21 protein-coding genes are annotated in these 23,002 nt (G+C 52.3%); 9 read left to right on the top strand and 12 right to left on the bottom strand.

Features of this window, described 5'->3' with window-relative positions:
* Positions 1 to 74: 74 nt before the first annotated feature.
* The gene (locus tag HMPREF2871_RS06265; RefSeq protein WP_049344934.1) at positions 75 to 4,223 is read left to right on the top strand and encodes a translocation/assembly module TamB domain-containing protein; all 4,149 of its coding nucleotides are present in this window, start codon (positions 75 to 77) and stop codon (positions 4,221 to 4,223) included.
* Positions 4,224 to 4,461: 238 nt separating this feature from the next.
* On the opposite strand, the gene HMPREF2871_RS11750 is transcribed toward HMPREF2871_RS06265, so the two are convergent.
* The 9 genes from HMPREF2871_RS11750 to HMPREF2871_RS06305 form a co-directional block, all read right to left on the bottom strand.
* A complete protein-coding gene (locus HMPREF2871_RS11750) occupies positions 4,462 to 4,635 on the bottom strand; it encodes an anti-sigma factor family protein (protein ID WP_004519151.1) in 174 nt (57 codons plus the stop codon).
* A 12-nt stretch (positions 4,636 to 4,647) separates the two neighbouring features.
* Positions 4,648 to 5,226, bottom strand: coding sequence for a sigma-70 family RNA polymerase sigma factor (locus tag HMPREF2871_RS06270; protein WP_004519152.1), 579 nt, complete (start codon positions 5,224 to 5,226; stop codon positions 4,648 to 4,650).
* Between the two features lie 142 nt (positions 5,227 to 5,368).
* The gene (locus tag HMPREF2871_RS06275; RefSeq protein WP_004519153.1) at positions 5,369 to 6,055 is read right to left on the bottom strand and encodes an HvfC family RiPP maturation protein; all 687 of its coding nucleotides are present in this window, start codon (positions 6,053 to 6,055) and stop codon (positions 5,369 to 5,371) included.
* Positions 6,045 to 6,887 carry an HvfB family MNIO-type RiPP peptide maturase gene (locus tag HMPREF2871_RS06280; protein WP_004519154.1) on the bottom strand — a complete coding sequence of 281 codons (843 nt, stop codon included), beginning with the start codon at positions 6,885 to 6,887 and terminating at the stop codon, positions 6,045 to 6,047. The genes HMPREF2871_RS06275 and HMPREF2871_RS06280 overlap by 11 nt, the downstream gene beginning before the upstream one ends.
* An 86-nt stretch (positions 6,888 to 6,973) precedes the next feature.
* Entirely contained in the window at positions 6,974 to 7,291 is a 318-nt protein-coding gene (locus tag HMPREF2871_RS06285; protein ID WP_003686668.1) for an HvfA family oxazolone/thioamide-modified RiPP metallophore, read from the bottom strand.
* A gap of 83 nt (positions 7,292 to 7,374) precedes the next feature.
* The gene (locus HMPREF2871_RS06290; protein ID WP_004519155.1) at positions 7,375 to 7,824 is read right to left on the bottom strand and encodes an HvfX family Cu-binding RiPP maturation protein; all 450 of its coding nucleotides are present in this window, start codon (positions 7,822 to 7,824) and stop codon (positions 7,375 to 7,377) included.
* 222 nt (positions 7,825 to 8,046) lie between these two features.
* Positions 8,047 to 10,356 carry a DNA helicase RecQ gene (recQ, locus tag HMPREF2871_RS06295; RefSeq protein ID WP_004519156.1) on the bottom strand — a complete coding sequence of 770 codons (2,310 nt, stop codon included), beginning with the start codon at positions 10,354 to 10,356 and terminating at the stop codon, positions 8,047 to 8,049.
* Positions 10,357 to 10,572: 216 nt separating this feature from the next.
* Positions 10,573 to 10,908 carry a zinc ribbon domain-containing protein YjdM gene (locus tag HMPREF2871_RS06300; protein WP_004519157.1) on the bottom strand — a complete coding sequence of 112 codons (336 nt, stop codon included), beginning with the start codon at positions 10,906 to 10,908 and terminating at the stop codon, positions 10,573 to 10,575.
* Between the two features lie 59 nt (positions 10,909 to 10,967).
* Positions 10,968 to 11,306, bottom strand: a complete 339-nt coding sequence (locus tag HMPREF2871_RS06305) for a hypothetical protein (RefSeq protein ID WP_004519158.1) — start codon at positions 11,304 to 11,306, stop codon at positions 10,968 to 10,970.
* Positions 11,307 to 11,750: 444 nt separating this feature from the next.
* Between HMPREF2871_RS06305 and HMPREF2871_RS06310 the strand changes: the two genes are divergently transcribed.
* The gene (locus HMPREF2871_RS06310) at positions 11,751 to 12,707 is read left to right on the top strand and encodes a DUF2167 domain-containing protein (protein ID WP_004519160.1); all 957 of its coding nucleotides are present in this window, start codon (positions 11,751 to 11,753) and stop codon (positions 12,705 to 12,707) included.
* Positions 12,708 to 12,786: 79 nt separating this feature from the next.
* Here HMPREF2871_RS06310 and gltX read toward each other — a convergent pair whose 3' ends face one another.
* Positions 12,787 to 14,181, bottom strand: a complete 1,395-nt coding sequence (gltX, locus tag HMPREF2871_RS06315) for a glutamate--tRNA ligase (RefSeq protein ID WP_004519161.1) — start codon at positions 14,179 to 14,181, stop codon at positions 12,787 to 12,789.
* Between the two features lie 159 nt (positions 14,182 to 14,340).
* Here gltX and HMPREF2871_RS06320 point away from each other — a divergent pair, with 159 nt between their 5' ends.
* A complete protein-coding gene (locus HMPREF2871_RS06320; protein WP_049344933.1) occupies positions 14,341 to 15,435 on the top strand; it encodes an ABC transporter substrate-binding protein in 1,095 nt (364 codons plus the stop codon).
* A 106-nt stretch (positions 15,436 to 15,541) separates the two neighbouring features.
* Positions 15,542 to 15,799, top strand: coding sequence for a hypothetical protein (locus tag HMPREF2871_RS06325; protein ID WP_049344932.1), 258 nt, complete (start codon positions 15,542 to 15,544; stop codon positions 15,797 to 15,799).
* A gap of 64 nt (positions 15,800 to 15,863) precedes the next feature.
* Here the strand turns inward: HMPREF2871_RS06325 and HMPREF2871_RS06330 are convergent, their stop codons facing one another.
* Both HMPREF2871_RS06330 and arsC read right to left on the bottom strand, forming a co-directional pair.
* The gene (locus HMPREF2871_RS06330) at positions 15,864 to 16,520 is read right to left on the bottom strand and encodes a YdcF family protein (protein ID WP_049344931.1); all 657 of its coding nucleotides are present in this window, start codon (positions 16,518 to 16,520) and stop codon (positions 15,864 to 15,866) included.
* Between the two features lie 25 nt (positions 16,521 to 16,545).
* Positions 16,546 to 16,905: an arsenate reductase (glutaredoxin) gene (gene arsC / locus HMPREF2871_RS06335; protein ID WP_049344930.1), complete on the bottom strand. Its 360-nt coding sequence runs from the start codon at positions 16,903 to 16,905 to the stop codon at positions 16,546 to 16,548.
* Positions 16,906 to 17,074: 169 nt separating this feature from the next.
* Here arsC and HMPREF2871_RS06340 point away from each other — a divergent pair, with 169 nt between their 5' ends.
* From HMPREF2871_RS06340 to metG, 5 genes are all read left to right on the top strand, one after another.
* Positions 17,075 to 17,557 (top strand): TlpA disulfide reductase family protein, encoded by a 483-nt coding sequence (locus HMPREF2871_RS06340; RefSeq protein WP_003747814.1) that lies wholly within the window; start codon positions 17,075 to 17,077, stop codon positions 17,555 to 17,557.
* Positions 17,558 to 17,802: 245 nt separating this feature from the next.
* A complete protein-coding gene (ftsE, locus tag HMPREF2871_RS06345) occupies positions 17,803 to 18,453 on the top strand; it encodes a cell division ATP-binding protein FtsE (protein ID WP_003681151.1) in 651 nt (216 codons plus the stop codon).
* Positions 18,450 to 19,367 (top strand): permease-like cell division protein FtsX, encoded by a 918-nt coding sequence (gene ftsX, locus HMPREF2871_RS06350; RefSeq protein WP_003747810.1) that lies wholly within the window; start codon positions 18,450 to 18,452, stop codon positions 19,365 to 19,367. Before ftsE ends, ftsX begins: the two co-directional genes overlap by 4 nt.
* Positions 19,368 to 19,563: 196 nt before the next feature.
* The gene (murA, locus tag HMPREF2871_RS06355) at positions 19,564 to 20,817 is read left to right on the top strand and encodes a UDP-N-acetylglucosamine 1-carboxyvinyltransferase (RefSeq protein ID WP_049335701.1); all 1,254 of its coding nucleotides are present in this window, start codon (positions 19,564 to 19,566) and stop codon (positions 20,815 to 20,817) included.
* A gap of 127 nt (positions 20,818 to 20,944) precedes the next feature.
* Positions 20,945 to 23,002 (top strand): methionine--tRNA ligase, encoded by a 2,058-nt coding sequence (gene metG / locus HMPREF2871_RS06360; protein ID WP_049335699.1) that lies wholly within the window; start codon positions 20,945 to 20,947, stop codon positions 23,000 to 23,002.

Here is a 23,002-nt window from a genome sequence, read left to right on the forward strand (position 1 = left end):
CATACACCATCCATTCTTTCAGACGGCCTCAGCCATTCCAGGCCGTCTGAACAACAGACAAACAGAAAAATATCATGACCGATACTGCAAACACTTCCACGCCGTCTGAACAACAGCCCGCCCCGCCAAAGCGCAAAAAACGCCTGTTGCGCGGCTTTGTCCTGTCCGCCTTGGGCGTATTGACCGTTTCCGCCGGCACGATCGGCTGGCTGGTCGGTACGGAATCGGGTTTGCGTTTCGGTTTGTACAAAATCCCGTCATGGTTCGGCGTCAAAATCTCTTCGGATACACTGAAAGGCACGCTGATTGAAGGTTTTGAAGGCGATAAATGGTTGATTGAAACAGAAGGTGCGGACATCAAAATCAGCAACTTCCGCTTTGATTGGAAACCGTCCGAGCTGTTCCGTCCGTCTTTACATATTACCGAAGTCGTGGCCGGCGACATCGCCATCGTGACCAAGCGCACGCCGCCCAAAGAAGAAGAGCCTTCAAAAGGCCTGCCCGACAGTATAGACCTACCCGTTACCGCCTATCTCGACCGTTTGGAAACCGGCAAAATCAGCGTGGGCAAGCGTTTTGACAAGCAGACCGTCTATCTCGACCATCTGCACGCGGCCTATCATTACGACAAAAAAGAACACCGCCTCCACATCAAAACCGCCGACACGCCCTGGAGCAGCTCGACAGGCGCGGTGGTGCTCGGTTTGAACAAACCCTACGTCCTCAATACCGCCATCTACACCAAAGGCCAGCTTGAGGGCGAAACCATACACGGCACGATGCGCCTGTGGGGCAGCCTGCAAGACGTGTACACCGACCTGCTGCTCGACGGCGACAACGTTCATTTGTCTGCCAAATCCACCATCCACCCATTCGCCGACAGCCTCAACGAAACCGTCGGCGAAATCCTGGTTAAAGGTTCCAACATCAATCCGCAGGCCTTCCTGCCCAGCCTGCCCAAAGCACGTCTGAATTTCGACGCCACCACTATTCCGTCCTTTACAGAAGGCGTTGCGCTGGAAGGCTCGATAGACTTGGAAAACGACCAAGCCGGTTTTGCCGATGAAAACTATATCCCCATCAAACGCATCCTCGGCGAATTCATTGTCGACGACAAAGGCACGGTCAAAATCGAAGACATCGGCGTCGGCCTGCTCAAAGACGGCAGCATCGACGTATCCGGCACTATCGACACCGCCCAAGACCAGCTCAAACTCGCACTGGGCATCAACAATACCGGCGCAGACGACTTCGTCCGTCAAAACATCGCAGGCCGTCTGAACGGCAGTATCGACGTCAAAGGCGAAACCTCCTCCCCTGTCATCAACTGGAATCTCGACAGCGGATTTGCGCGTACAGACGGCATGCTGTTTTTCCAAACCGACAAACAGCTCGGCCAACGCACACTCAAGCTCGACAAAGTCCGCCTGGTTCCGCAAAACGGCGGCGAACTCAACGCCAAAGGCTCGCTCGAACTCTTCAAAGACCGCAAACTGCAGCTGGACATCGTCAGCAAAGCCTTCAACCCTGCGCGTATCGATCCGCAGCTTCCGCAAGGCAACGTCAACGGCAACATCAACTTAACCGGCATACTGGCGCAAGAGAAATTCGCCGGCAAAATGCAGTTCGCACCGAGTACGCTCAACGGCGTTCCTCTCAGCGGCAAAGCTGACGTCGCCTATGAAAACAAACACCTCTCGCGCGCCCTGACCGACCTGACCCTCGGCAGCAACATCGTCAAAACCAACGGCAGCTTCGGCAAAAAAGGCGACCGCCTCAACCTCAATATTACCGCCCCCGATTTGTCGCGTTTCGGCTTCGGCTTGGGCGGCCTGCTCAACGCGCGCGGCTACATCTCCGGCAGTTTTTCAGACGGCCTCAAAACCCTTGAAGCCGATTTGAACGGCGAAGCGCGCAACTTCAAAGTCGCCGATACCGTCAATATCCGCACCCTCGACTTCAAGCTTAAAGGTTCGCCAGATACCAACCGTCCGTTGAGTGCCGATATTAAAGGCGAACACATCGCCGTCTCCGGCGGCGCGGCCATGATCGACAACGTCAACCTGCTCATCAGCGGCACAGGCTCGCACCACCACATCCGCGGCAACAGCAGCATGGCGGTGGACAACAAACGCTACAAGCTCGACCTCGACGCCACCGGCGGCCTCAACAAAGACCAAACCCAATGGAAAGGCACTGTCGACACGCTCGACATCAACGGCGCGTTCAACCTCAAACTGCAAAACCGCCTCAACCTCGAAGCCGGCAGCGAACGCGTTTCCCTCAGCAGCGCGCGCTGGGCGGCCATGGGCGGCAGCCTCAACCTGCAAAATTTCGTTTGGGACAAGAAAGCCGGCATTACCAGTAAAGGCAGCGCACAAAACCTGCACATTACCGAATTGCACAATTTCTACACCCCGCCCATCGAACACAACCTCGTCTTGGGCGGCGACTGGGATTTGGCGTACAGTCAAAACGCGCGCGGCTTCCTCAACATCAACCGTCAAAGCGGCGACATCATCCTGCCGGTCAAAGACCCGAAAAACAAACAGCCTTTGGGACTTTCCGCGCTCGCCCTGCGCACCCGTTTCCAAAACGGCCGCATCGACAGCACGCTGGAAGGCAACACCCGCTTCGGTAAAGTTGACGGCACGCTCGGCATCGCCCAACAGTTCGGCAACAACATCAACAACGCCCCCGTCAGCGGCAAAGTCAATATCAGCGTTCCCGATTTAGGCTCGCTCAAATCCTTTATGCCGGCGACAGCCCAAGGCATTGCAGGCCGTCTGAACGCGACCGCCACCATCGGCGGCCGACTCGGTTCGCCTACCGTCAACAGCAACCTCGACCTCCAAACCAATTACGGCCGTGCCGACGGTACTGTCAACATCGGTCAGGGTACCAGCTTCGACACCGCCCCCCTGAGCGGCAAACTCAACCTGAACGTTGCCAACCTCGAAGTCTTCCGCAACTTCCTGCCCGTCGGCCAAACCCTCAAAGGCCGTCTGAACGCCGCCGTCAACTTGGCAGGCCGTCTGAACGATCCGCAACTAAGCGGCCTGATTAACGGCGACAACCTCTACTACCGCCATCAAACCCAAGGCCTGATTCTCGACAACGGCGTATTGCGTTCGCGCCTGCAGGGTCAAAAATGGGTGATCGACAGCCTCAAATTCCACCGTGGCGGCACGATTGAGCTCAAAGGTGCGGTCAACCTTGCCAACGCCAACCCCGATGTCGACGTGGACATCGTCTTCGACAAATACCGCACCCTCTCGCGTCCAAACCGCCAACTGCAGCTCTCCGGCGCGGCCAAAGTCCTCTACAATCCGGAAAAAGGCGTATCGCTCAACGGCACGCTCAACACCGACTACGGCAGATTTGGTTCGCAAAAATCCTCCATGCCGACCCTCGATGACGACGTGGTTGTACTGGGCGAAACCAAAAAAGAAGCAACGGCCACCACGCCGATTAATATGAACCTTGTCTTGAACATCAACGACAATGTCCGTTTTGTCGGCTACGGCGCAGACGTTACCATCGGCGGCAAACTGGCCATCACATCACGTCCGGGCGAAGCCGTCCAAGGCGTCGGTACCGTTCGCGTTGTCAAAGGCCGCTACAAAGCCTACGGCCAAGACCTCGACATCACCAAAGGATCGGTTTCCTTTGTTGGCCCGCTGACCAATCCAAACCTCAACATCCGTGCCGAACGCCGCCTCTCCCCGGTCGGCGCTGGCGTCGAAGTCCTCGGCAGCCTCAACAATCCGCGCGTGACCTTGGTTGCCAAGGAAGCCATGAGCGAAAAAGACAAACTCTCCTGGCTCATCCTCAACCGTGCCAGCAGCGGCAGCGACGGCGATAACGCCACGCTCTCCGCGGCCGCCAGCGCACTGCTTGCCGGCCAAGTCAACGACCGCATCGGCCTTGTGGATGATTTGGGCTTTACCAGCAAACGCAGCCGCAACGCCCAAACAGGCGAGCTCAACCCTGCCGAACAAGTCCTGACCGTCGGCAAACAGCTCACCAACAACCTCTACGCAGGTTACGAATATGGCATTTCCAGCGCCGAACAATCCGTCAAACTCGTGTACCAACTGACCCGCGCCATCCAAGCCGTTGCCCGCATCGGCACGCGCTCCTCCGGCGGCGAGTTGAAATACACCATCCGCTTTGACAACTGGTTCGGCAAAGACGAACCCGAGCCGGAAGAACAACACTAAAAGCCGTGAAAAAGGCCGTCTGAAATTCATCTTTCAGACGGCCTTTATCTTGTTCTACCGTATTAGAATCTTCAGCCATGCCTCAAAAAACAAAGGCCAACGGCGCAAGTTTAAAAATAAATGCAGCTAAAAAAGTGAACGGCAAACCATGGCTTATTCCAAGTTAGCAATAAATAAAGCAGATGCAAAAAGGCCGTCTGAAACTGACAGGGGTAGGTTTCAGACGGCTTTTTTTGAATCATCGAAACAACTTATGCATGGCATTGCTAATTAATTCGAGCTGTTTCTTATATTCGCGGCAACGGGGGCAGAGCGACAGGTGGACGGCAAGGGCAATGCGGTTAAAAAGACTGAGATGCACTTGGTCTTGCTGTTTGGAAATCAGATCGGTTATTTTGCGGCATTTTTTCATGGCGTTTTCCTGTCAGGCATGGGAGAACCATTTGATTTGCAGGCACTGGCGCAAGGTTTCGCGCGCACGGTGCATGATGGTGTAATAGTTGGCATGGCTGATGCCGCATTGTTCGCGGATTTCATCGCTTGAAAAGCCGAGAATCTCTTTCATGGTAAACACGCGGGCGGTGTTTTCCGGCAGATGGTAGAGGCAGGTCTGCAAAACTTGGTAGAACTCTTTATTGTTCAAACTGGCTTCGGGCGAGTCCCAACCCTGAGGCTGTCCTTCGTCCGTCCAATGCCCGTCGGCGGCAAAATGTCCTTCAAAGGCTTCATCCAAGGCTTCCTCGTCGCGCGTGATGAAAACTTGGCGTTGCCGTCCGATTTGGCGCAGGCAGTCGGTAATTTTGTTTTTTAAGATTGCAAACAGCCAGCTGCTCACTTGGGCGTCGCCTTTGAAACCCTCGGCCGCACGGTAGGCAGAAAGCATGGTTTCCTGTACGAGGTCTTCCGCCAAATCGGGGCGGTCGGGCAGCTGGATATGGGCAAAGCGCAGCAGCAGTTTGCGGGATTCGGCAAGCTCGGCATCGGTCAGTTCGGGTAGGGCCATAATGTATCAGTATGAAATGAATGATCAATATACTTTTGATTTTACGCTGATACGGCAAGAGCATGCGATTGAATCTATAAACGATTTCAGTAGTATTTTTGTTTCGCCGAAACCGACTGCACCCGTTTCAGACGGCCTTGATTTATGCCGCAACCAAAATGCCCTGTTCCAACCATTCCGTCCATTTTTGCCTTAATGCGTCCTGCCAAGCGTTTTCAGACGGCATGAACTCTGCCAGCATGGTCTGCAGGCCGTTTAGGGAAGTGGGCGTTTCTGCCAGCGTTTCCAGCAATAAGGCATCGAAATCGTCGAGCGTTTGGTACATCACGTCATCTTCCTTATCGCGCCACACCAAAACAGCAGTTTCCGCCTCCTGCAATTCGTCCGTCACGTCATACTGATAACGGCGCACAAAGGCGGCGGGAGAAAGGGTGTAAGCCAAATCGTCTGAATCGGCATGGGTTGTTTGGCTATCGGTCTGAGCGGTTTCGGCGAGCAGCTGGGTGTGTTCAAAGTCCATCAATGCCAAGAGGTCATCTGAAAGCGGCAGGCTTTGGCAATATTGGAGGAACTCGCCGGGGATTTCTTGAAAATAGGGCGTTTGAGCGCGCGCGTTGCGGACGAAACCTTCTTTCAGACGGCCCCATTCTTCGCTGTCAAAGTATTGCAGCGTTTCGGTATAGCAGCGGTCGATAAAGCTGTGAATATTGTTGCGTATCAGGCGGATATAGACATTCAACCGCTCTTGCGGCAATCCGTCTGCGGCTTTGCCTTCGCGTATGGCTTGGGCAAAGCGGTGTTGGTATTGGGCGGAGGTTTCAGGCTGCATGACGGTATTCCTTTCCGGCACGCATTTGATAGTCGGCGATTTTAGCGACTTCGGCTTCGAGTTCGGCAAAAGGCGGAAAATTGAAATCGCGTTCCAACAGGGTGGGCGGAATCGTCGGCAGTTTGGCATAGGCCAGTTCGAGCAAATCCCAAACAGTCGGCAATACTGCGGCGCCGTGGGTATCAATCAACAATTCGGGCGTTTCCACGTCATGTCCGGCAATATGGATATAGCACACGCGCTCTGCGTCCACATTTTCTAAAAAGGCTTCAGGCGACAACAGGCCGTGATTGACGGCGTTAACGTAAATATTGTTCACGTCCAAATGAATGCCGCAGTCGGCTTCACGGGCAACCGCGTTGAGGAACTCGACTTCGTTCATCTCGGCAAGCGGAGAATGCAGGTAGTAGGAGGTGTTTTCCACGGCAATACGGCAGCCCAACCGATCCTGCACTTCGCGGATACGGCGCGCGGTATGTTGTACCATTTCTTCAGTGAAAGGCAGCGGCAACAAATCGTAAAGATGACCGCCGTCGTGGCAGTAGCTCAAATGGTCGGAGAAAAACGTGCAATCGTAACGGCGCATCATTTCTTTGATTCCGTCTATCAAATCGGTATCCAACGGGGCTTGTCCGCCCAACGACATGGATAATCCGTGCAACGCCAGCGGCAGCCGTTCCGCCACGCGGTCAAACTGTTTGCGCGCCCTGCCACCCATTTTCAGCCAGTTTTCGGGAGCGGCTTCGATAAAGCGTATCGGGCTGTCGTCTGAAAGCGAGAGGAAGTCTTCCGCCAAGTCGCGGCGGTAGCCCAAGCCTGCGTGTTGAATCATGGTGATGTCCTGTTATGGTGCCGTATGAACGACAAAGTCGCATTTTCGTTTATAAAATGCGACTTTGTTAAAGGTATGTTGCAGGATTATTTAGAACCGCATTTACCTTCGCCGCATTTGCCTTCTACTACTTTGGCAGCTTTGGCTTTAGATGCTTTGCCTTTTTTAGCGTGAGTTTTTTCCACGGTTGAACCGCATTTGCCTTCGCCACATTTGCCTTCGCTTGCTTTAGAAACAGCGCTTGCACCGCATGAACCTTCACCGGCTTTAACCGCACCGCAAGAGCCTTGAGCAGATTTCTGAACACCTGCTTTGCTGCTTAACGGTTTATCAGCGGCAACAACGCCGGCAGCCAGAGACAGGGACAGCGCACCGGCCAAAGCAGCAGCTACATTTTTTTTCATTTTAACTTCCTTTTTAGAATACGAGTTTAAATAAATCAAGGGATAATATCGGGCATTTAAAGTCGGCCCGCGACCGTTAATCCTTAAAGAAAATGCTTGATACGACAACAGCGTTTCTTCAGCAGGGCATCCAAAGACAGACGGCCTGCGCCCTGCAATAGGACAGGAAATAAAACCACCAAATAAATCAGTGCTATTTTATAACCGTTGTCGCACACATTGTAACCCAAGCCGGCATGTACCGCAGACCATGCGACAGCCGTTACGACCATCAATCCCAGCGCGGACAGCCGCGTTGCCAAGCCGACGATGAGCAGCGCAGGCAAAACCAGTTCCGCCCACATGGCCAAATTCCAGTTGACCGTATCCGACAACAAATTGAACGGAAAGGGAAATTGACTGTTTATTTCTGCAAACCAGTTTTCCCCGTTCCATTTTTCCAAACCGGACTCAAGAAATTCATACGCGGCAAAAAGCCTGAGCGTCAACAAACCGAAAGCAGCCTGCCAAGAGGGGTTGGATGAGGTGTTCATTTATTTTCCTAATCAATGTGTGTTGAATGGGATGGGACGAAAAATCAATCGGCACCATCCCATATTTCATGCCTGTTTAGACGCGGCAGCTTTAAAAAACTGACGAAATAAATAAAGTTATTTTCTTATTCATTGTTTTATAAAGATTAAAAATTCAAAAGGCCGTCTGAAACACCATGCTTGATTGGGTTTCAGACGGCCTTTAATGATGAACGCGGTCAATCAATCCGCTTGTTTACACAATTCGACAATTTCTGCGCCGTATTTGTCGATTTTCTCCTCATTCATGCCGTGGATTTCCGCCAACTCCGCCAAATCTTGCGGCCGTCGGGCGGCAATCGCGCGCAGGGTAACTTTGCTGCATATCTGATAGGCTTCGAGGCCTTCATGGCGGGCAGTATCGATGTTCCACTGAAGCAGACGGCGCATCAAACGGCGTTTGCGTTTATCCTCTTCGCTCAGGCCGTCTGAAAACGGGCGGCAGATGTTTAAAATGCCCTCGCCGTATTGCTCGATACGTTTTTCGCCGAGTTTATACACGCCTAAAAGGTCGATGGGTTCGGCAGGCGTATTGGTCAGCAAATCGTCCATGCTTTCGTTGGAGAATACCGTTCCCAGCGTCACTTGATCGGCACTTGCCTGCTGCTCGCGCCAAGTTTCCAAAACCTGTTTTAAGGCCTGTTCGCGCTCGCCCAAGCTGTGGATAACTTGTATATTATCTGTGGAAACTGTACCGGCTTCGGCCGTTTCGCAAACGTCGAGTATCTCCAAACCGAATTTATTGATTTTCGCCTCACCCAGGCCGTAGATTTGATGTAAATCTTCCAAACTTCGGGGCATTTTTTCGACAATATCGCGCAGGGTTTTGTCGCCGCAAACCACATAGGCCGGTACTTCCTCCGCCTGGGCGCGTTGTTGACGCCATTGGCGCAATGCCTGCCACAAACGCTCTTCGCGCTCGGTGCGCAACCAATCGTCTTTCGGCTTTTGGGTGGCCGTTTTTTCGCGGCGCAGGGGACGCAACATGACTTCGGTTTCGCCCTTGAGGACTTTTTTGGCCGCTTCGGTCAGCTGCAAGGCTTGATGCTGCTCGACGTTGACGGTGAGATAGCCCAAGCTGATGCACTGGCGGATGACACTGCGCCATTCCTTGTCAGTCTGTTCGCTGCCGATGCCGAATGTGGATAACTTGTCATGGCCGTTGCGCAGTATCCAATCGTCGCTTTTACCGCGTAAAAGGTTGGTGATGTAACCGGCGGCAAAGCGTTGTCCGGCGCGGTACACGCAGCTGAGTAATTTTTGCACCAACACCGTGCCGTCAAACCGCACGGGCGGATGCAGGCAGTTGTCGCAATGGCCGCAGGGTTCGGATTCTTCGCCGAAATGTTTGAGCAGCAGTACGCGGCGGCAGGCGGCGGTTTCGCAGACGGAAAGCATGGCATCGAGTTTTTGCATTTCGATTTGCTTTTGCACCTCGTCGCTGTTGCCTTCGGCAATCCGTTCGCGCAGCAACACCCAATCGTTCAAGCCGTAACACAGCCAGCTCACGGCAGGCAGACCGTCCCGGCCGGCGCGCCCCGATTCCTGATAGAAATGTTCGACACTTTGGGGCATATCGAGATGGGCGACAAAGCGCACGTCGGGTTTGTCTATGCCCATGCCGAACGCCACGGTCGCCACCACGATAATATTGTCTTCATGCGTAAAGCGGCGTTGGTTTTCCTCGCGCACGTCCATGCTCAAACCGGCATGATACGGAATCGCCTCCAAGCCATTTTCACACAAAAACTGCGCCACATCCTCGACTTTTTTGCGACTTAAACAATACACAATGCCGCTTTGCCCATGCATCTGCTTGCGGATGAAATCCAGTAATTGTTTTTTACCATTATTTTTTTCGATAACCTGATAATAAATATTCGGGCGGTCAAAGCTGGAAATAAATTCGGGCGCATTGTCCAAGTGTAGATAATGCTTGATGTCGGCGCGCGTGGCCGCATCGGCGGTAGCGGTCAGGGCGATGCGCGGGACGTTCGGATAGCGTTCGGCAAGCATGCCGAGCTGTTGATATTCGGGGCGGAAATCGTGTCCCCATTGGCTGACGCAATGCGCCTCATCAATGGCAAACAGGCTGACGGTTTGTTGGTCGAGAAAACGCAAAAAGCGGTCGGTAACCAAGCGTTCTGGTGCGACATAAAGCAGTTTCAGACGGCCTTGGGCAAGCTTGTCGGCAATCTCGCGCGCCTCATCTGCCGATGTGCTGCTGTTGACTGCCGCCGCTTCAATCCCGGCCACATGCAGGCTGGCTACTTGGTCGTTCATCAGCGCAATCAGCGGCGATACGACAACCGCCACGCCTTCGCGCATCAGCGCCGGAATCTGGTAACACAAAGACTTGCCCCCGCCCGTCGGCATCAGCACCATCAAACTCTCGCCGCCGGCCAAAGCATTGACGATAGCCTCCTGCTTGCCACGAAATTCGGGATAACCGAATACTTCGTGCAAAATCTGTTTGGAGGTCGGCTGAAGCATAATGGTTCCGTAGAATAGGGGAAAGCGTTATTTTAACGGTTTTACACCCGCGTATGTGCGGAACATTTTGCCGCCGCTTTTTCAGACGGCCTGAAATTCAACTCTATTAAAGTTATTTAATTTTAAATAAAGATTTATTTTGTTTTAAATGAAATGCACAAAGGCCGTCTGAATCCTAATCTTCGGATTTCAGACGGCCTTTCAAAAATAAAATCTTTAGGCTTTTTTGACGAACTCAGATTTCAAGTTCATCGCGCTGCCATCGATTTTGCAACCGATATTGTGGTCGCCCTCTTGCAGGCGGATGCCTTTGACTTTGGTGCCTTGCTTGATGACCATAGAGCTGCCTTTGACTTTCAGATCTTTAATCAAGACAACCGTATCACCATCTTGCAATACCGCGCCGTTGGCATCTTTGACTTCCAAGGCATCATCGCTTGCAGCCGCAGCATCGGCCTCGTTCCACTCATGGGCGCACTCAGGGCAAACGTATTGGGCACCGTCTTCGTAAGTGTATTCGGAGTGGCATTTCGGGCAGGAAGGTAGGGACATGAGGTTTCCTTATAAATATGATAAAAGAAGCGTAAAACGCAAATAATACAATGTCTAAATTATTGATTCGCCTTGCTGCCGCCTACGCCGTAAACGGCATTCCAAGCCGCGTCCAACATTTGGCCGGCTTGTTGCAGCTTGGCATTTTGCTGCTCTTTCTGAGCCAAAGCCGTCTGAATTTCGCCTTTCAAACGGTCAATATCGGATTGTGCGGCCTGCAAACGGCGCTGCGCGCTTTCCAAATCACTTTGCAGGGAAATGATTTTGCTGTCGTTGCTGTTTTGCTCATGCAAAGCGGCACGGTAAACCGATTGGACGGACAGCAAACGGTCTTCCGCCTCACCGGCATACGCGGCAGCGGCGGATAACATCATCAGGGCAAGTAAGGTTTTTTTCATGGGTTTTCCTTTAAAGTTGTTTGATTTGTAAAGTAAAGCGCAGAGCCGATTTTTCCGCCGCCAAGTTTACATAATATGCTTGTTGGTCTTTGTTCTTGATGGCTTATTTTATCCAATCCGGACATTCAGGCTGCCGATAAAAGTTAATTCAATCGGCAGTTGTAACAGGCAGGCGGCTATTATTTTCTCATATTCTCCGCCTTATTCCATTATTTTCTGGTTTTATTATAAAAGGCCGTCTGAAAAATTTTCAGACGGCCTTTTTGAGTTTCACAATGATGGCTCTGCCTCTCGTCAAAAAGCTTTCCTGTATTTTTAAATTACAGTCATATTTAAATATGTAAATATGATTTATTTATTGTAAAATTTATCCTTTAGTCATGCCGGAGCATATGGTGTTGCGGCTGTCTGCATCTTTTTTAATTCTTCTTCCATGAGAACCCTATGATGAAAAGCAACCATCTCGCCTATGCCGTTTTGGCAGCCCTACTATCTATCCAAACCCTGCCGGCTTCTGCAGCCAAATCTGATACTGCTTCTGCCGTCGAGGCATCCGGGCAAGAAGCGCAACAAGCCTCAGACTCTATCGCAAACTACGTTGACGACCAGATCGTCCAAGGCCCAGCAACCGTTGATTTGGGCAATCAGGCCAAACTGAAACTACCTGCAAAAATGGTCTTTGTGAAAAAAAATCGCGCCAATGCCATGATGAGAGAAGCAGGCAACGCTACAGATCCCAACCGCTACGGCCTGATTCTCCCCGAGTCGGAAAACGAGGACGGTGATACTAATTGGATGGTAGACCTAACCTTTACCGATTCCGGCTATATCAAAGACGATGATGCCAAAGAATGGGATGTTGAGGCCATGCTCGAGCAGCTGAAAGAAGGTACCGAGGAACAAAATAAAGAGCGTGCCTCCCGCAACCTGCCGGAATTGGAAACACGCGGCTGGGTAGAAAAACCGCAATATGATGCAAAGACCCATCGTCTGATTTGGTCGATTGACGTTCTGAATAAAAACGAACCCGATCCCAATCCTGCCATCAACTACAATACTTTCCAGCTGGGACGCGAAGGCTATATTGAATTGACTATGATCACCGATTTGAAAAGCATAGATCAATACAAACCTATTGTGCAAGAATTGTTGGGCAATATCGAATTCAATGAAGGCAAGCGCTACAGCGATTTCAATGCGGCAACCGACAAAGTGGCCGAATACGGACTGGCTGCCTTGGTTGGCGGTATCGCTGCAAAAAAACTGGGATTATTAGCTTTGGCCGGCGCATTACTGGCTAAATTCGGCAAACTGATTATTTTTGGTGCTGTTGCAGCAGGTGCATTGTTTAAAGGCCTATGGCGCAAAAAAGATAAAAACAAACCGAGCGAAGAAGAATAAATAAATCCTGTTCAAAATAAAAAGGCCGTCTGAAAACTTGGCATTCCCAGTTTTCAGACGGCCTTTTATCATTCATGCCTTACGAACGGATCCGTTTCAACACTTCTTCTTTGCCGATCAAAGCCAATACGGCATCGACGCTTGGGGTTTTCGCCGTACCACAGACTGCGAGGCGCAAAGGCATACCGAGTTTGCCCATTTTGATGCCTTCTTCGTCGCAGAAAGGTTTGAAGAGGTCGTGGATGGCTTCGGCGGTCCAGTCTTCCAGCCCTTCGAGGCGTTCAGCAAAGCGCAGCATACGGGCGGCGGCTTCGTCGTCCCAGTGTTTCTGCATGTCTGCTTCGGCCGGCGTTTGTTTGACGTAGAAGTAGAGGCACTCGTCGGCAAGCGTGTTCAGGTCTTGGGCACGGTCTTTGACCAATGCCAACACGTCTTCCAAAGCAGGCTTGCTTGTTTCATGGATATCGCGCAGGGCGAGGCGCGGTTTCACCATTTCGGCCAGTTTTTCGTTGGCGGTGATTTTGATGTGTTCGCCGTTGATCCAGTAGAGTTTTTTCAAGTCCATACGGCTTGGAGACGGGGAAACGTCTTTCAAATCAAACCATTCGATGAATTGTTCCATTGTGAAGAATTCATCGTCGCCATGCGCCCAGCCTAAACGTGCCAGATAGTTGAGCATGGCTTCGGGCAGGATACCCATCGCGCCGAAATCGGTAATGGCAACGGTATCGCCGCTGCGTTTGGAGATTTTTTTGCCTTGTTCGTTAAGAATCATGGGCAGGTGGCCGTATTCGGGCAGATTTGCACCGATGGCTTTTAAGATGTTGATTTGTTTCGGGGTGTTGTTCACATGGTCGTCACCACGGATAACGTGGGTAATGCCCATGTCGTAGTCGTCCACGACAACGCAGAAATTGTAGGTCGGCGTGCCGTCGGCGCGGGCGATAATCAGGTCGTCGAGTGCTTCGTTGGGGATGGAGATTTCGCCTTTGACCAAATCCGTCCATTTCGTAACGCCGTCCAAAGGCGTTTTGAAGCGGACGACGGGTTGAACGTCGGCAGGGATTTCGGGCAGAGTTTTGCCTTCTTCCGGACGCCAACGGCGATCGTACGTCGCCGTGCCTTCTTTTTCTGCTTTCTCGCGCATGGCTTCCAGCTCTTCTTTGCTGCAATAGCAGTAGTAGGCATGGCCTTTTTCTAAAAGTTCGGCGATGACTTCTTTATAGCGGTCGAAACGGCGGGTTTGGTACACGACGTTGTCGGCGTTGTCGTAGTTCAGGCCGACCCATTTCATGCCGTCGAGGATGATGTTGACGGATTCGGCAGTAGAGCGCGCCAAGTCGGTATCTTCGATACGCAATAGGAACTCGCCTTTATGATGGCGGGCAAACGCCCATGAAAACAAGGCGGTGCGTACGCCGCCGATGTGCAGGTAGCCGGTGGGGCTGGGGGCGAAACGGGTTTTGACGGTCATGATGGCTCCAAAGTCTTTTAAAACAGGTATTTTACTTTTTCGGCAAAGTTTAAACAATGTACGGCCGTCTGAAAATAATGTCAGCGCAGAAGGACCGTCTGGGAACTTTTCTACTGAAAACAAGACAAATGATAATTATTTCTTTGAAAGTATCCGCTCATGAACAAACGCGCTTTATTTACCGCCCTCGCCCTCCTGCCCCTTTTTGCCCAAGCCGAAATCAAAACTATCAAAGACGTATTGGGACGCGAAGTCAAAGTCGATGTCCCTGTCAAACGCGCGGTTTTGGCGTTTTACTATCCCGACTATATCGCGGTAACGGGCGCGGACAAATTTAAAAACGTCATCGGCATTTCGCGTGAGTTTTGGGAGAAATTCAATCCTGGCAGCTGGGCGATGTTCAAACAGAAGCTGCCTACGCTGCAAAACATTGCGGACATCGGCAACATCAGTACCGGCACGTTTTCACTGGAGAAAACGCTCGCGCTCAAGCCGGACGTATTGATTCTGGCCGACTGGCAGTATAAGGCCATCGCCACCCATCTGCCGCGCATTAAAGCGGCAGGCATACCCGTCGTCGTGGTCGATTTCAACGCCGAAACCGTCGCGCGGCACACGCGCAGTGCGGAAATTTTCGGCGAACTCAACGGTACACAGGCGCGCGCCCAAAAAATTGCCGCCGAATACGCCCGAGGCATTGCCGACATCCAAAAACGCGTCGCGCGCGCCAAGCAGTCCAAACCGAAAATCTATATCGAGTTCGGCGACAAAGGCCCGTCTGAATACAGCTACACCTTCGGCAAAGATATGTGGGGCGCGATTGCCGACACAGCAGGCGGCAACAATATCGCCGCGCCTTACGTTAAAAACTGGGGACCGATAAACCCTGAAAAATTCCTGACGGCCAAACCCGACGTCATCGTCATTTCGGGGACGGAAAACGGCCATAAAGACAAGCCTGGCATTATGGCGATGGGCATAGGCATCAGCCAGGCCGATGCGCAACGCCGCCTGGCCGGATTTGTCAAACGCAAAGGCTGGGCAGACATTCCTGCCGTCAAAAACAAACGCGTTTACGGCATCTACCACACCGCCTCCCGCTCGCTCACCGATTTGGCCAGTGCGCAATTTATCGCCAAAACCCTGTATCCGCAGCAGTTTGCCGACATAGACCCAAACAAGACCTATCTGGACTTCTACCGCAAATACCTGCCCGTCGTGCCGGACGGTACGTTTTACATCCGATTGAAATAGCGGCTGCAAAAATCATAGGCTCAGGCCGTCTGAATATGTATGCTATACTAATAAGGCTTTATTATGTATAATTATTATTCTTTTTATTTAATGTATTGGACAAGATATGACTGAACAAAACCAAATCGGCCATCAACAGGCTCCGATTGTAAGCGTCAAAGAATGGTTGATAACAAACTTGATTTTGATGATTCCGCTGGTCAATATAGTTATGATGCTTGTATGGGCATTCAGCTCAAACACCAATCCGAATAAAGCTAATTATTTCAAGGCTTCCTTGATTCTGTTTGCCATCGTAATGGCAATTTATCTGGTACTGGCTGTAGTCTTTTTTGGCAGTGTAGCTGCAAATCAATATCAATAAGTAAGCATACATTTAGGCCGTCTGAAACCTAAAAGGATTCAGACGGCCTTTTATTCCCATCAGCTCAACCACCTATCCAATTCCAAACCGCATCGCTCCATTTGCCGATACGGTAGAGAAACAAAGAATAGCTCTCCTGCATCAGGAACTTGGCTTTCTTGCTGCGCTCATCAAAGCGCGTGGTCGGTGTGGCGGAGAACTGCGCGTCTGACAAGCCTAAATCGGCGGCCATTTCTTCGGCGCGCGCCAAATGATACGGGTCGCTGACAACGATAATGCTGCCGACTCCGTTGGCGTGCATGATGGGGACGATATTGCGCAGGTTTTCGTAAGTGTTGCGCGACGTGTTTTCAAACAGGATATTGTGCGCCGGTATGCCCTGCTTGAGCGCGTATCGGCGCCCCACTTCGGCTTCGGTCATGAATCCTTTTTTGGGCGTACCGCCGGTGAAAATGATTTTGCCGACCCGATGGCTTTGGTAGAGCGTGATGGCGTGGTTGATGCGCTCACGGAACACCGGCGACGGGCGTTTGTCCCACGCCGCCGCACCCAACACTACCGCCGCATCGGCATGAACGTCTTTCGGCAAGGTTTGCAAACCTGTCCGGTAAATCTGCCATGTGCCGGTCAAAAAAATACCGCATACCAGCAAAACGCTCAAAGCAAGGCCGCGAAACAGGTAATATCGCAGGCCATTGCGGCTTTTAAGCAGGGAAATCATCTTCAGACGGCCTTCTCCAACCCCATCAGCCGAGTAGAGCGGCAATGTTTTCCAACGGACGGCCAATGGCTGCGCGCGTAGACGTTACCAAAACGGGACGCTCGAGCAGGGCAGGGTATTCGGCGATTGCCTGAAGCAGGGCGGCATTGTCCAAATCGGGGTTGTCCAAACCCAATTCTTTGTACAAATCGTCTTTCGTACGCATCATGCCGCGCACCGATTCGATACCGAGTTTGGCAAACATATCCTGCAAAGTCGCCAAATCAGGCGCGGTATCCAGATATTTGACTACGTCGGCGGCAACGCCTTTTTCTTCGAGCAAAGCCAGCGCGGCACGCGATTTGCTGCAACGCGGATTGTGATAAAGTGTGAATTCAGACGGCATGAAAGTCTCCGTATTATTGCAAAATCATTCAATGATGGCGGTTATTATCGTCTGCAACTGATTTTTACTCAAACTTTTTACCTGATATCTTGATATGAATCGGTAGGCATACCCACCAAACCGTTTTACAATAAACACTATTTCGATTGGCAACCTCAAGGATACAACCATGAAAGCCTTAACCGCCCTTCTCTTGTCCGCTGCCGTTTTTACCGCTGCGCCGGCCTTTGCCGCCGACGAAACAGCAGGTTGGCAGGACAACAAACCGCAAAGCCTGGAGTCACTCAAAGCCCCCGTGCGCGTGGTTAACCTTTGGGCAACCTGGTGCGGCCCCTGCCGTAAAGAAATGCCCGCCATGTCGGCATGGTACAAAGCGCAGAAAAAAGGCAGCGTCGATATGGTCGGCATCGCGCTGGATACGACCGACAACATCGGCAAGTTCCTGAAACAAACGCCGGTCAGCTACCCGATTTGGCGTTACACCGGCGCCAACAGCCGCAACTTCATGAAAGCCCACGGCAACAATGTCGGCGTATTGCCCTTCACAGTCGTCGAAGCGCCGAAATGCGGCTACAAACAAACCATCACCGGCGAAGTCAACGAAAAAAGCCTGACCGCCGCCGTGAATTTGGCCAAAACCAAATGTAAATAAAACAGCGGATAGGGTGCTTAACCTACGCTGATACTGAGGCCGTCTGAAACCCAATCGTTCAGACGGCCTTTTTTCAAACCATACTTTGTGTTGCAAACCGGCAGTGTATCCACAGGCAGAACCGGGGTTTCACTATCAAAAAGCAGCCGAAATATTTATAATCTGTGAATAACCCCATTTTTTCAGACGGCATGTTGCCCTATCGATGACGCCGGCCGTCTGAATCCCTATTTTCAGGAAAACCCATGATCCGTTTCGAACAAGTTTCCAAAACCTATCCCGGCGGTTTCGAAGCCCTGAAAAATGTCAGTTTCCAGATTAACAAAGGTGAGATGATTTTTATCGCCGGCCATTCGGGTTCGGGCAAATCCACCATTTTGAAGCTGATTTCAGGCATTACCAAGCCCACCAAAGGCAAGGTTTGGTTTAACAATCAAGACCTCGGCACCTTGAGCGACAATCAGATCGGCTTTATGCGCCAACATATCGGCATTGTCTTCCAAGACCACAAAATCCTCTACGACCGCAATGTCTTGCAAAACGTTATCCTGCCTTTGCGGATTAGTGGCTATCAGCCGCGCAAAGCTGAAGAGCGCGCGCGTATTGCGATTGAGAAAGTCGGCTTGAAAGGCCGCGAAAACGATATGCCCATCACTTTGTCCGGCGGCGAACAACAACGTTTGTGCATCGCGCGTGCAGTGGTTCACCAACCCAGCCTGCTGATTGCCGACGAGCCGTCCGCCAGCCTCGACCGCGCCTATGCGCTGGATATTATGGAATTGTTCAAAACCTTCCATGAAGCAGGCACGACCGTGATTGTTGCGGCGCACGATGAAACGCTGATGGCGGATTACGGCCACCGCGTCTTGCGCCTGCAGAAAGGACGCCTCGCATGAGCATGATTCACTACATCTCGTTACACGTCGAATCGGCGCGCGCCGCGCTCAAAGAGCTTCTGCGCCAACCCATCGGCACACTGCTGACCCTGCTCATGCTTGCCGTTGCCATGACCTTGCCGCTGTTCATGTATTTGGGCATCCAAAGCGGACAAAGCGTGTTGGGCAAACTCAACGAGTCGCCGCAGATTACGGTTTATATGGACACCGATGCGGCAAGTTCTGATGCCGATACGGTGAAAAATCTGCTCCAACGCGACAGCCGTATCGATAAAGTCCGCTTTATCAGCAAGCAGGAAGGTTTGGAAGAATTGCAAACCAATCTCGACCAAAACCTCGTTTCCATGCTCGATGGCAACCCGTTGCCCGACGTCTTTATCGTTACGCCCGACCCTGCCACTTCTCCGGATCAGATGCAGGCCATCTATAAAGACATTACCAAACTGCCGCGTGTCGAATCGGCAACCATGGATACCGAATGGGTACAAACCCTTTATCGTATCAACGAATTTATCCGCAAGATTTTATGGTTCCTCTCGCTGACTTTGGGCATGGCCTTTGTCTTGGTGGCACACAACACCATCCGCCTGCAAATCCTCAGCCGCAAGGAAGAGTTGGAGATCACCAAGCTGTTGGGTGCTCCTGCTTCCTTCATCCGCCGCCCTTTCCTTTATCAGGCAATGTGGCAGAGTATTTTCTCCGCCGCCGTCAGCCTGGGCTTGTCGGCCTGGCTGCTGGCCGAAGTACGGCCGCTGGTGGACGCGATTTTCAAACCCTACGGTCTGAACATCGGCTGGCGTTTCTTCACATTTAGCGAAGTGTCGCTGGTATTCGGCTTCGTCATCGCGCTGGGCGTATTCGGCGCATGGCTGGCCACCACGCAACACCTCTTAGGCTTCAAAGCCAAAAAATAAGCCTTGGCAAACAGGCCGTCTGAACCATTCAGACGGCCTGAAATCTTATCCTTTCGCAACTTAAACAAACCTTGTGAAAATTTAATACTGCCACATCTAACAGCAAGGTCATAATCCCTTATAATTGATGGTTTATTATCCATCTCATTTCATTTGTGCGGCATAAGCCGTATAGACAAATAACGAAAGACATCCTGTGGACAAACTCAAAATCTCTGCCAACGGCCCCCTCAACGGCGAAATCATCGTATCCGGCGCGAAAAACGCCGCCCTGCCGCTGATGTGTGCCGGTCTGCTGACTTCTGGCACTTTACGCTTGAAAAACGTACCCATGCTCGCCGACGTCAAAACCACCCAAAAACTGCTGCAAGGCATGGGCGCACGCGTTTTGACCGACAACATCTCCGAATTTGAAATCAACGGCGGCACCGTCAACAACACCTGCGCACCTTATGAGCTGGTAAAAACCATGCGCGCATCCATCTTGGTTTTAGGCCCGACCCTCGCCCGCTTCGGCGAAGCCCAAGTCAGCCTGCCCGGCGGTTGCGCCATCGGTTCGCGTCCGGTTGACCAACACCTCAAAGGCCTCGAAACCATGGGTGCGGAAATCACCATCGAACACGGTTACGTCAAAGCCAAAGGCCGTCTGAAAGGCACGCGTGTCACCATGGACGTCGTGACCGTAGGCGGTACCGAAAACCTGCTGATGGCGGCCACGCTCGCCGAAGGCACCACCATCCTCGAAAACTGCGCCATCGAGCCCGAAGTCGTCGATTTGGCCGAATGCCTCGTCAAAATGGGCGCAAAAATCAGCGGCATCGGTACAGCAACCATGACCATCGAAGGCGTAAAAGAGCTGCACGGCTGCGAACACAGCGTCGTTCCCGACCGTATCGAAGCCGGTACCTTCCTCTGCGCCGTCGCCATGACCGGCGGCAAAGTTGTCCTGCGCAATGCCGCACCGAAAACCATGGAAGTTGTGTTAAACAAACTGACAGAAGCCGGCGCCATCATCGAAGCAGGCGACAACTGGATTTCCATCGACATGCAACAACGCCCCAAAGCCGTGGACATCCGTACCGTCGTCCACCCAGGCTTCCCAACCGACATGCAGGCGCAGTTTATGGCCATGAACGCCATTGCCGAAGGCAGCAGCCGCGTGGTGGAAACCATTTTTGAAAACCGCTTCATGCACGTTCCTGAACTCAACCGCATGGGCGCAGACATCACCACCGAAGGCAACACCGCCTACATCAAAGGAGTAGAAAAACTCTCCGGCGCCGTCGTGATGGCAACCGACCTGCGCGCCTCTGCCAGCCTCGTCATGGCAGGCTTGGTCGCAGAAGGCGAAACCATCGTCGAACGCATCTACCACCTCGACCGCGGCTATGAATACATCGAGAAAAAACTTGGCGGCGTAGGCGCAAAAATCGAACGCGTACACGGTTGATCCCATACGCAGCCGATAAATAAAAGGCCGTCTGAAACACCGGCAATCGGGTTTCAGACGGCCTTTGCGTATTGTTTTGCGGTATAATTCCCGACATCTTTATCCATTGTTTTTAAAAGCACAAACCATGACACGCAAAATCCTTGTCACTTCCGCGCTGCCGTATGCCAACGGCAGCATCCACCTCGGCCACATGGTCGAACACATCCAAACCGACGTTTGGGTACGTTTCCAAAAACTGCGCGGCCACGAATGCTACTACTGCTGCGCCGACGACACCCACGGCACGCCCGTGATGCTTGCCGCGCAAAAACAAGGCATTGCGCCTGAAGATATGATCGCCAAAGTGCGCGAAGAGCACCTCGCCGACTTTACCGGCTTCAACATCGGCTACGACAATTATTACAGCACCCATTCCCCTGAAAACAAACAGTTTTCCCAAGACATTTACCGCGCGCTGAAAGCCAACGGCAAGATTGAGAGCCGCGTCATCGAGCAGCTTTTCGACCCCGAAAAACAAATGTTCCTGCCCGACCGCTTTGTCAAAGGCGAATGCCCGAAATGCCACGCCCAAGACCAATACGGCGACAACTGCGAAGTCTGCGGCACGACCTATTCCCCGACCGAACTGATCAACCCGTATTCCGCCGTATCCGGTGCCAAACCCGAATTGCGCGAATCCGAACACTTCTTCTTCAAACTGGGCGAATGCGCCGACTTCCTCAAAGCATGGACTTCCGGCAACAACCCGCACGACGGCAAGCCCCATCTGCAAGCCGAAGCCCTCAACAAAATGAAAGAATGGCTGGGCGAAGGCGAAGAAACCACCCTGTCCGACTGGGACATCTCCCGCGACGCGCCGTATTTCGGTTTCGAAATCCCCGACGCGCCGGGCAAATATTTCTACGTCTGGCTGGACGCGCCCGTCGGCTACATGGCGTCGTTTAAAAACCTGTGCGACCGCATCGGCGTCGATTTCGACGAATACTTCAAAGCCGACAGCCAAACCGAGATGTACCACTTCATCGGCAAAGACATCCTCTATTTCCACGCCCTGTTCTGGCCTGCCATGCTGCATTTCTCCGGCCACCGCGCCCCGACCGGAGTGTACGCACACGGCTTTTTGACTGTGGACGGACAAAAAATGTCCAAATCGCGCGGCACCTTCATCACCGCCAAATCCTATTTGGAACAAGGCCTGAACCCCGAGTGGATGCGCTACTACATCGCCGCCAAACTCAACAGTAAAATCGAAGACATCGATTTGAACCTGCAAGACTTTATCAGCCGCGTCAACAGCGACCTCGTCGGCAAATACGTCAACATCGCCGCCCGCGCGTCAGGTTTCATCGCCAAACGCTTTGAAGGCCGTCTGAAAGACGTTGCCGACAGCGCATTGCTGGCAAAATTGACTGCGCAAAGCGAAGCTATTGCCGAATGCTACGAAAGCCGCGAATACGCCAAAGCCCTGCGCGACATCATGGCATTGGCGGACATTGTCAACGAATACGTTGATGCCAACAAACCTTGGGAACTGGCGAAACAAGAAGGCCAAGACGCACGCCTGCACGAAGTATGCAGCGAGCTCATCAACGCCTTTACCATGTTGACCGCCTACCTCGCCCCCGTATTGCCGAAAGTGGCCGAAAATGCCGCCAAATTCCTGAATTTGGAAGCCATCACTTGGGCAAATACCCGCGAAACCTTGGGCGAACACGCCATCAACAAATACGAACACCTCATGCAACGAGTGGAGCAAAAACAAGTGGACGATTTAATCGAAGCCAACAAACAAAGCATCGCCGCCGCAGCCGCGCCTGCCGCCGAAGAGAGCAAATACGAAAAAGTCGCCGAACAGGCCAGCTTCGACGACTTTATGAAAATCGACATGCGCGTCGCCAAAGTATTGAACTGCGAAGCTGTCGAAGGCAGCACCAAACTCCTGAAATTCGACCTCGATTTCGGTTTTGAAAAACGCATCATCTTCTCCGGCATCGCCGCGTCTTACCCAAATCCTGCCGAATTGAACGGCCGCATGGTCATCGCCGTCGCCAACTTCGCCCCGCGCAAAATGGCAAAATTCGGCGTATCCGAAGGCATGATCCTCTCCGCCGCCACGGCAGAGGGCAAACTGAAGCTCCTCGACGTTGACGCAGGCGCACAGCCCGGGGATAAAGTGGGCTAA

The organism is Neisseria sp. HMSC067G12, from assembly GCF_001812725.1.
Taxonomy (GTDB): Bacteria; Pseudomonadota; Gammaproteobacteria; order Burkholderiales; family Neisseriaceae; genus Neisseria; species Neisseria perflava.

Bases quoted from the DNA above. Each gene is read 5' to 3' on its own strand.
- HMPREF2871_RS06265 (WP_049344934.1), top strand. From the start codon at position 75: ATGACCGATACTGCAAACACTTCCACGCCGTCTGAACAACAGCCCGCC.
- HMPREF2871_RS11750 (WP_004519151.1), bottom strand. From the start codon at position 4,635: ATGAAAAAATGCCGCAAAATAACCGATCTGATTTCCAAACAGCAAGAC.
- HMPREF2871_RS06270 (WP_004519152.1), bottom strand. From the start codon at position 5,226: ATGGCCCTACCCGAACTGACCGATGCCGAGCTTGCCGAATCCCGCAAA.
- HMPREF2871_RS06275 (WP_004519153.1), bottom strand. From the start codon at position 6,055: ATGCAGCCTGAAACCTCCGCCCAATACCAACACCGCTTTGCCCAAGCC.
- HMPREF2871_RS06280 (WP_004519154.1), bottom strand. From the start codon at position 6,887: ATGATTCAACACGCAGGCTTGGGCTACCGCCGCGACTTGGCGGAAGAC.
- HMPREF2871_RS06285 (WP_003686668.1), bottom strand. From the start codon at position 7,291: ATGAAAAAAAATGTAGCTGCTGCTTTGGCCGGTGCGCTGTCCCTGTCT.
- HMPREF2871_RS06290 (WP_004519155.1), bottom strand. From the start codon at position 7,824: ATGAACACCTCATCCAACCCCTCTTGGCAGGCTGCTTTCGGTTTGTTG.
- recQ (WP_004519156.1), bottom strand. From the start codon at position 10,356: ATGCTTCAGCCGACCTCCAAACAGATTTTGCACGAAGTATTCGGTTAT.
- HMPREF2871_RS06300 (WP_004519157.1), bottom strand. From the start codon at position 10,908: ATGTCCCTACCTTCCTGCCCGAAATGCCACTCCGAATACACTTACGAA.
- HMPREF2871_RS06305 (WP_004519158.1), bottom strand. From the start codon at position 11,306: ATGAAAAAAACCTTACTTGCCCTGATGATGTTATCCGCCGCTGCCGCG.
- HMPREF2871_RS06310 (WP_004519160.1), top strand. From the start codon at position 11,751: ATGATGAAAAGCAACCATCTCGCCTATGCCGTTTTGGCAGCCCTACTA.
- gltX (WP_004519161.1), bottom strand. From the start codon at position 14,181: ATGACCGTCAAAACCCGTTTCGCCCCCAGCCCCACCGGCTACCTGCAC.
- HMPREF2871_RS06320 (WP_049344933.1), top strand. From the start codon at position 14,341: ATGAACAAACGCGCTTTATTTACCGCCCTCGCCCTCCTGCCCCTTTTT.
- HMPREF2871_RS06325 (WP_049344932.1), top strand. From the start codon at position 15,542: ATGACTGAACAAAACCAAATCGGCCATCAACAGGCTCCGATTGTAAGC.
- HMPREF2871_RS06330 (WP_049344931.1), bottom strand. From the start codon at position 16,520: ATGATTTCCCTGCTTAAAAGCCGCAATGGCCTGCGATATTACCTGTTT.
- arsC (WP_049344930.1), bottom strand. From the start codon at position 16,905: ATGCCGTCTGAATTCACACTTTATCACAATCCGCGTTGCAGCAAATCG.
- HMPREF2871_RS06340 (WP_003747814.1), top strand. From the start codon at position 17,075: ATGAAAGCCTTAACCGCCCTTCTCTTGTCCGCTGCCGTTTTTACCGCT.
- ftsE (WP_003681151.1), top strand. From the start codon at position 17,803: ATGATCCGTTTCGAACAAGTTTCCAAAACCTATCCCGGCGGTTTCGAA.
- ftsX (WP_003747810.1), top strand. From the start codon at position 18,450: ATGAGCATGATTCACTACATCTCGTTACACGTCGAATCGGCGCGCGCC.
- metG (WP_049335699.1), top strand. From the start codon at position 20,945: ATGACACGCAAAATCCTTGTCACTTCCGCGCTGCCGTATGCCAACGGC.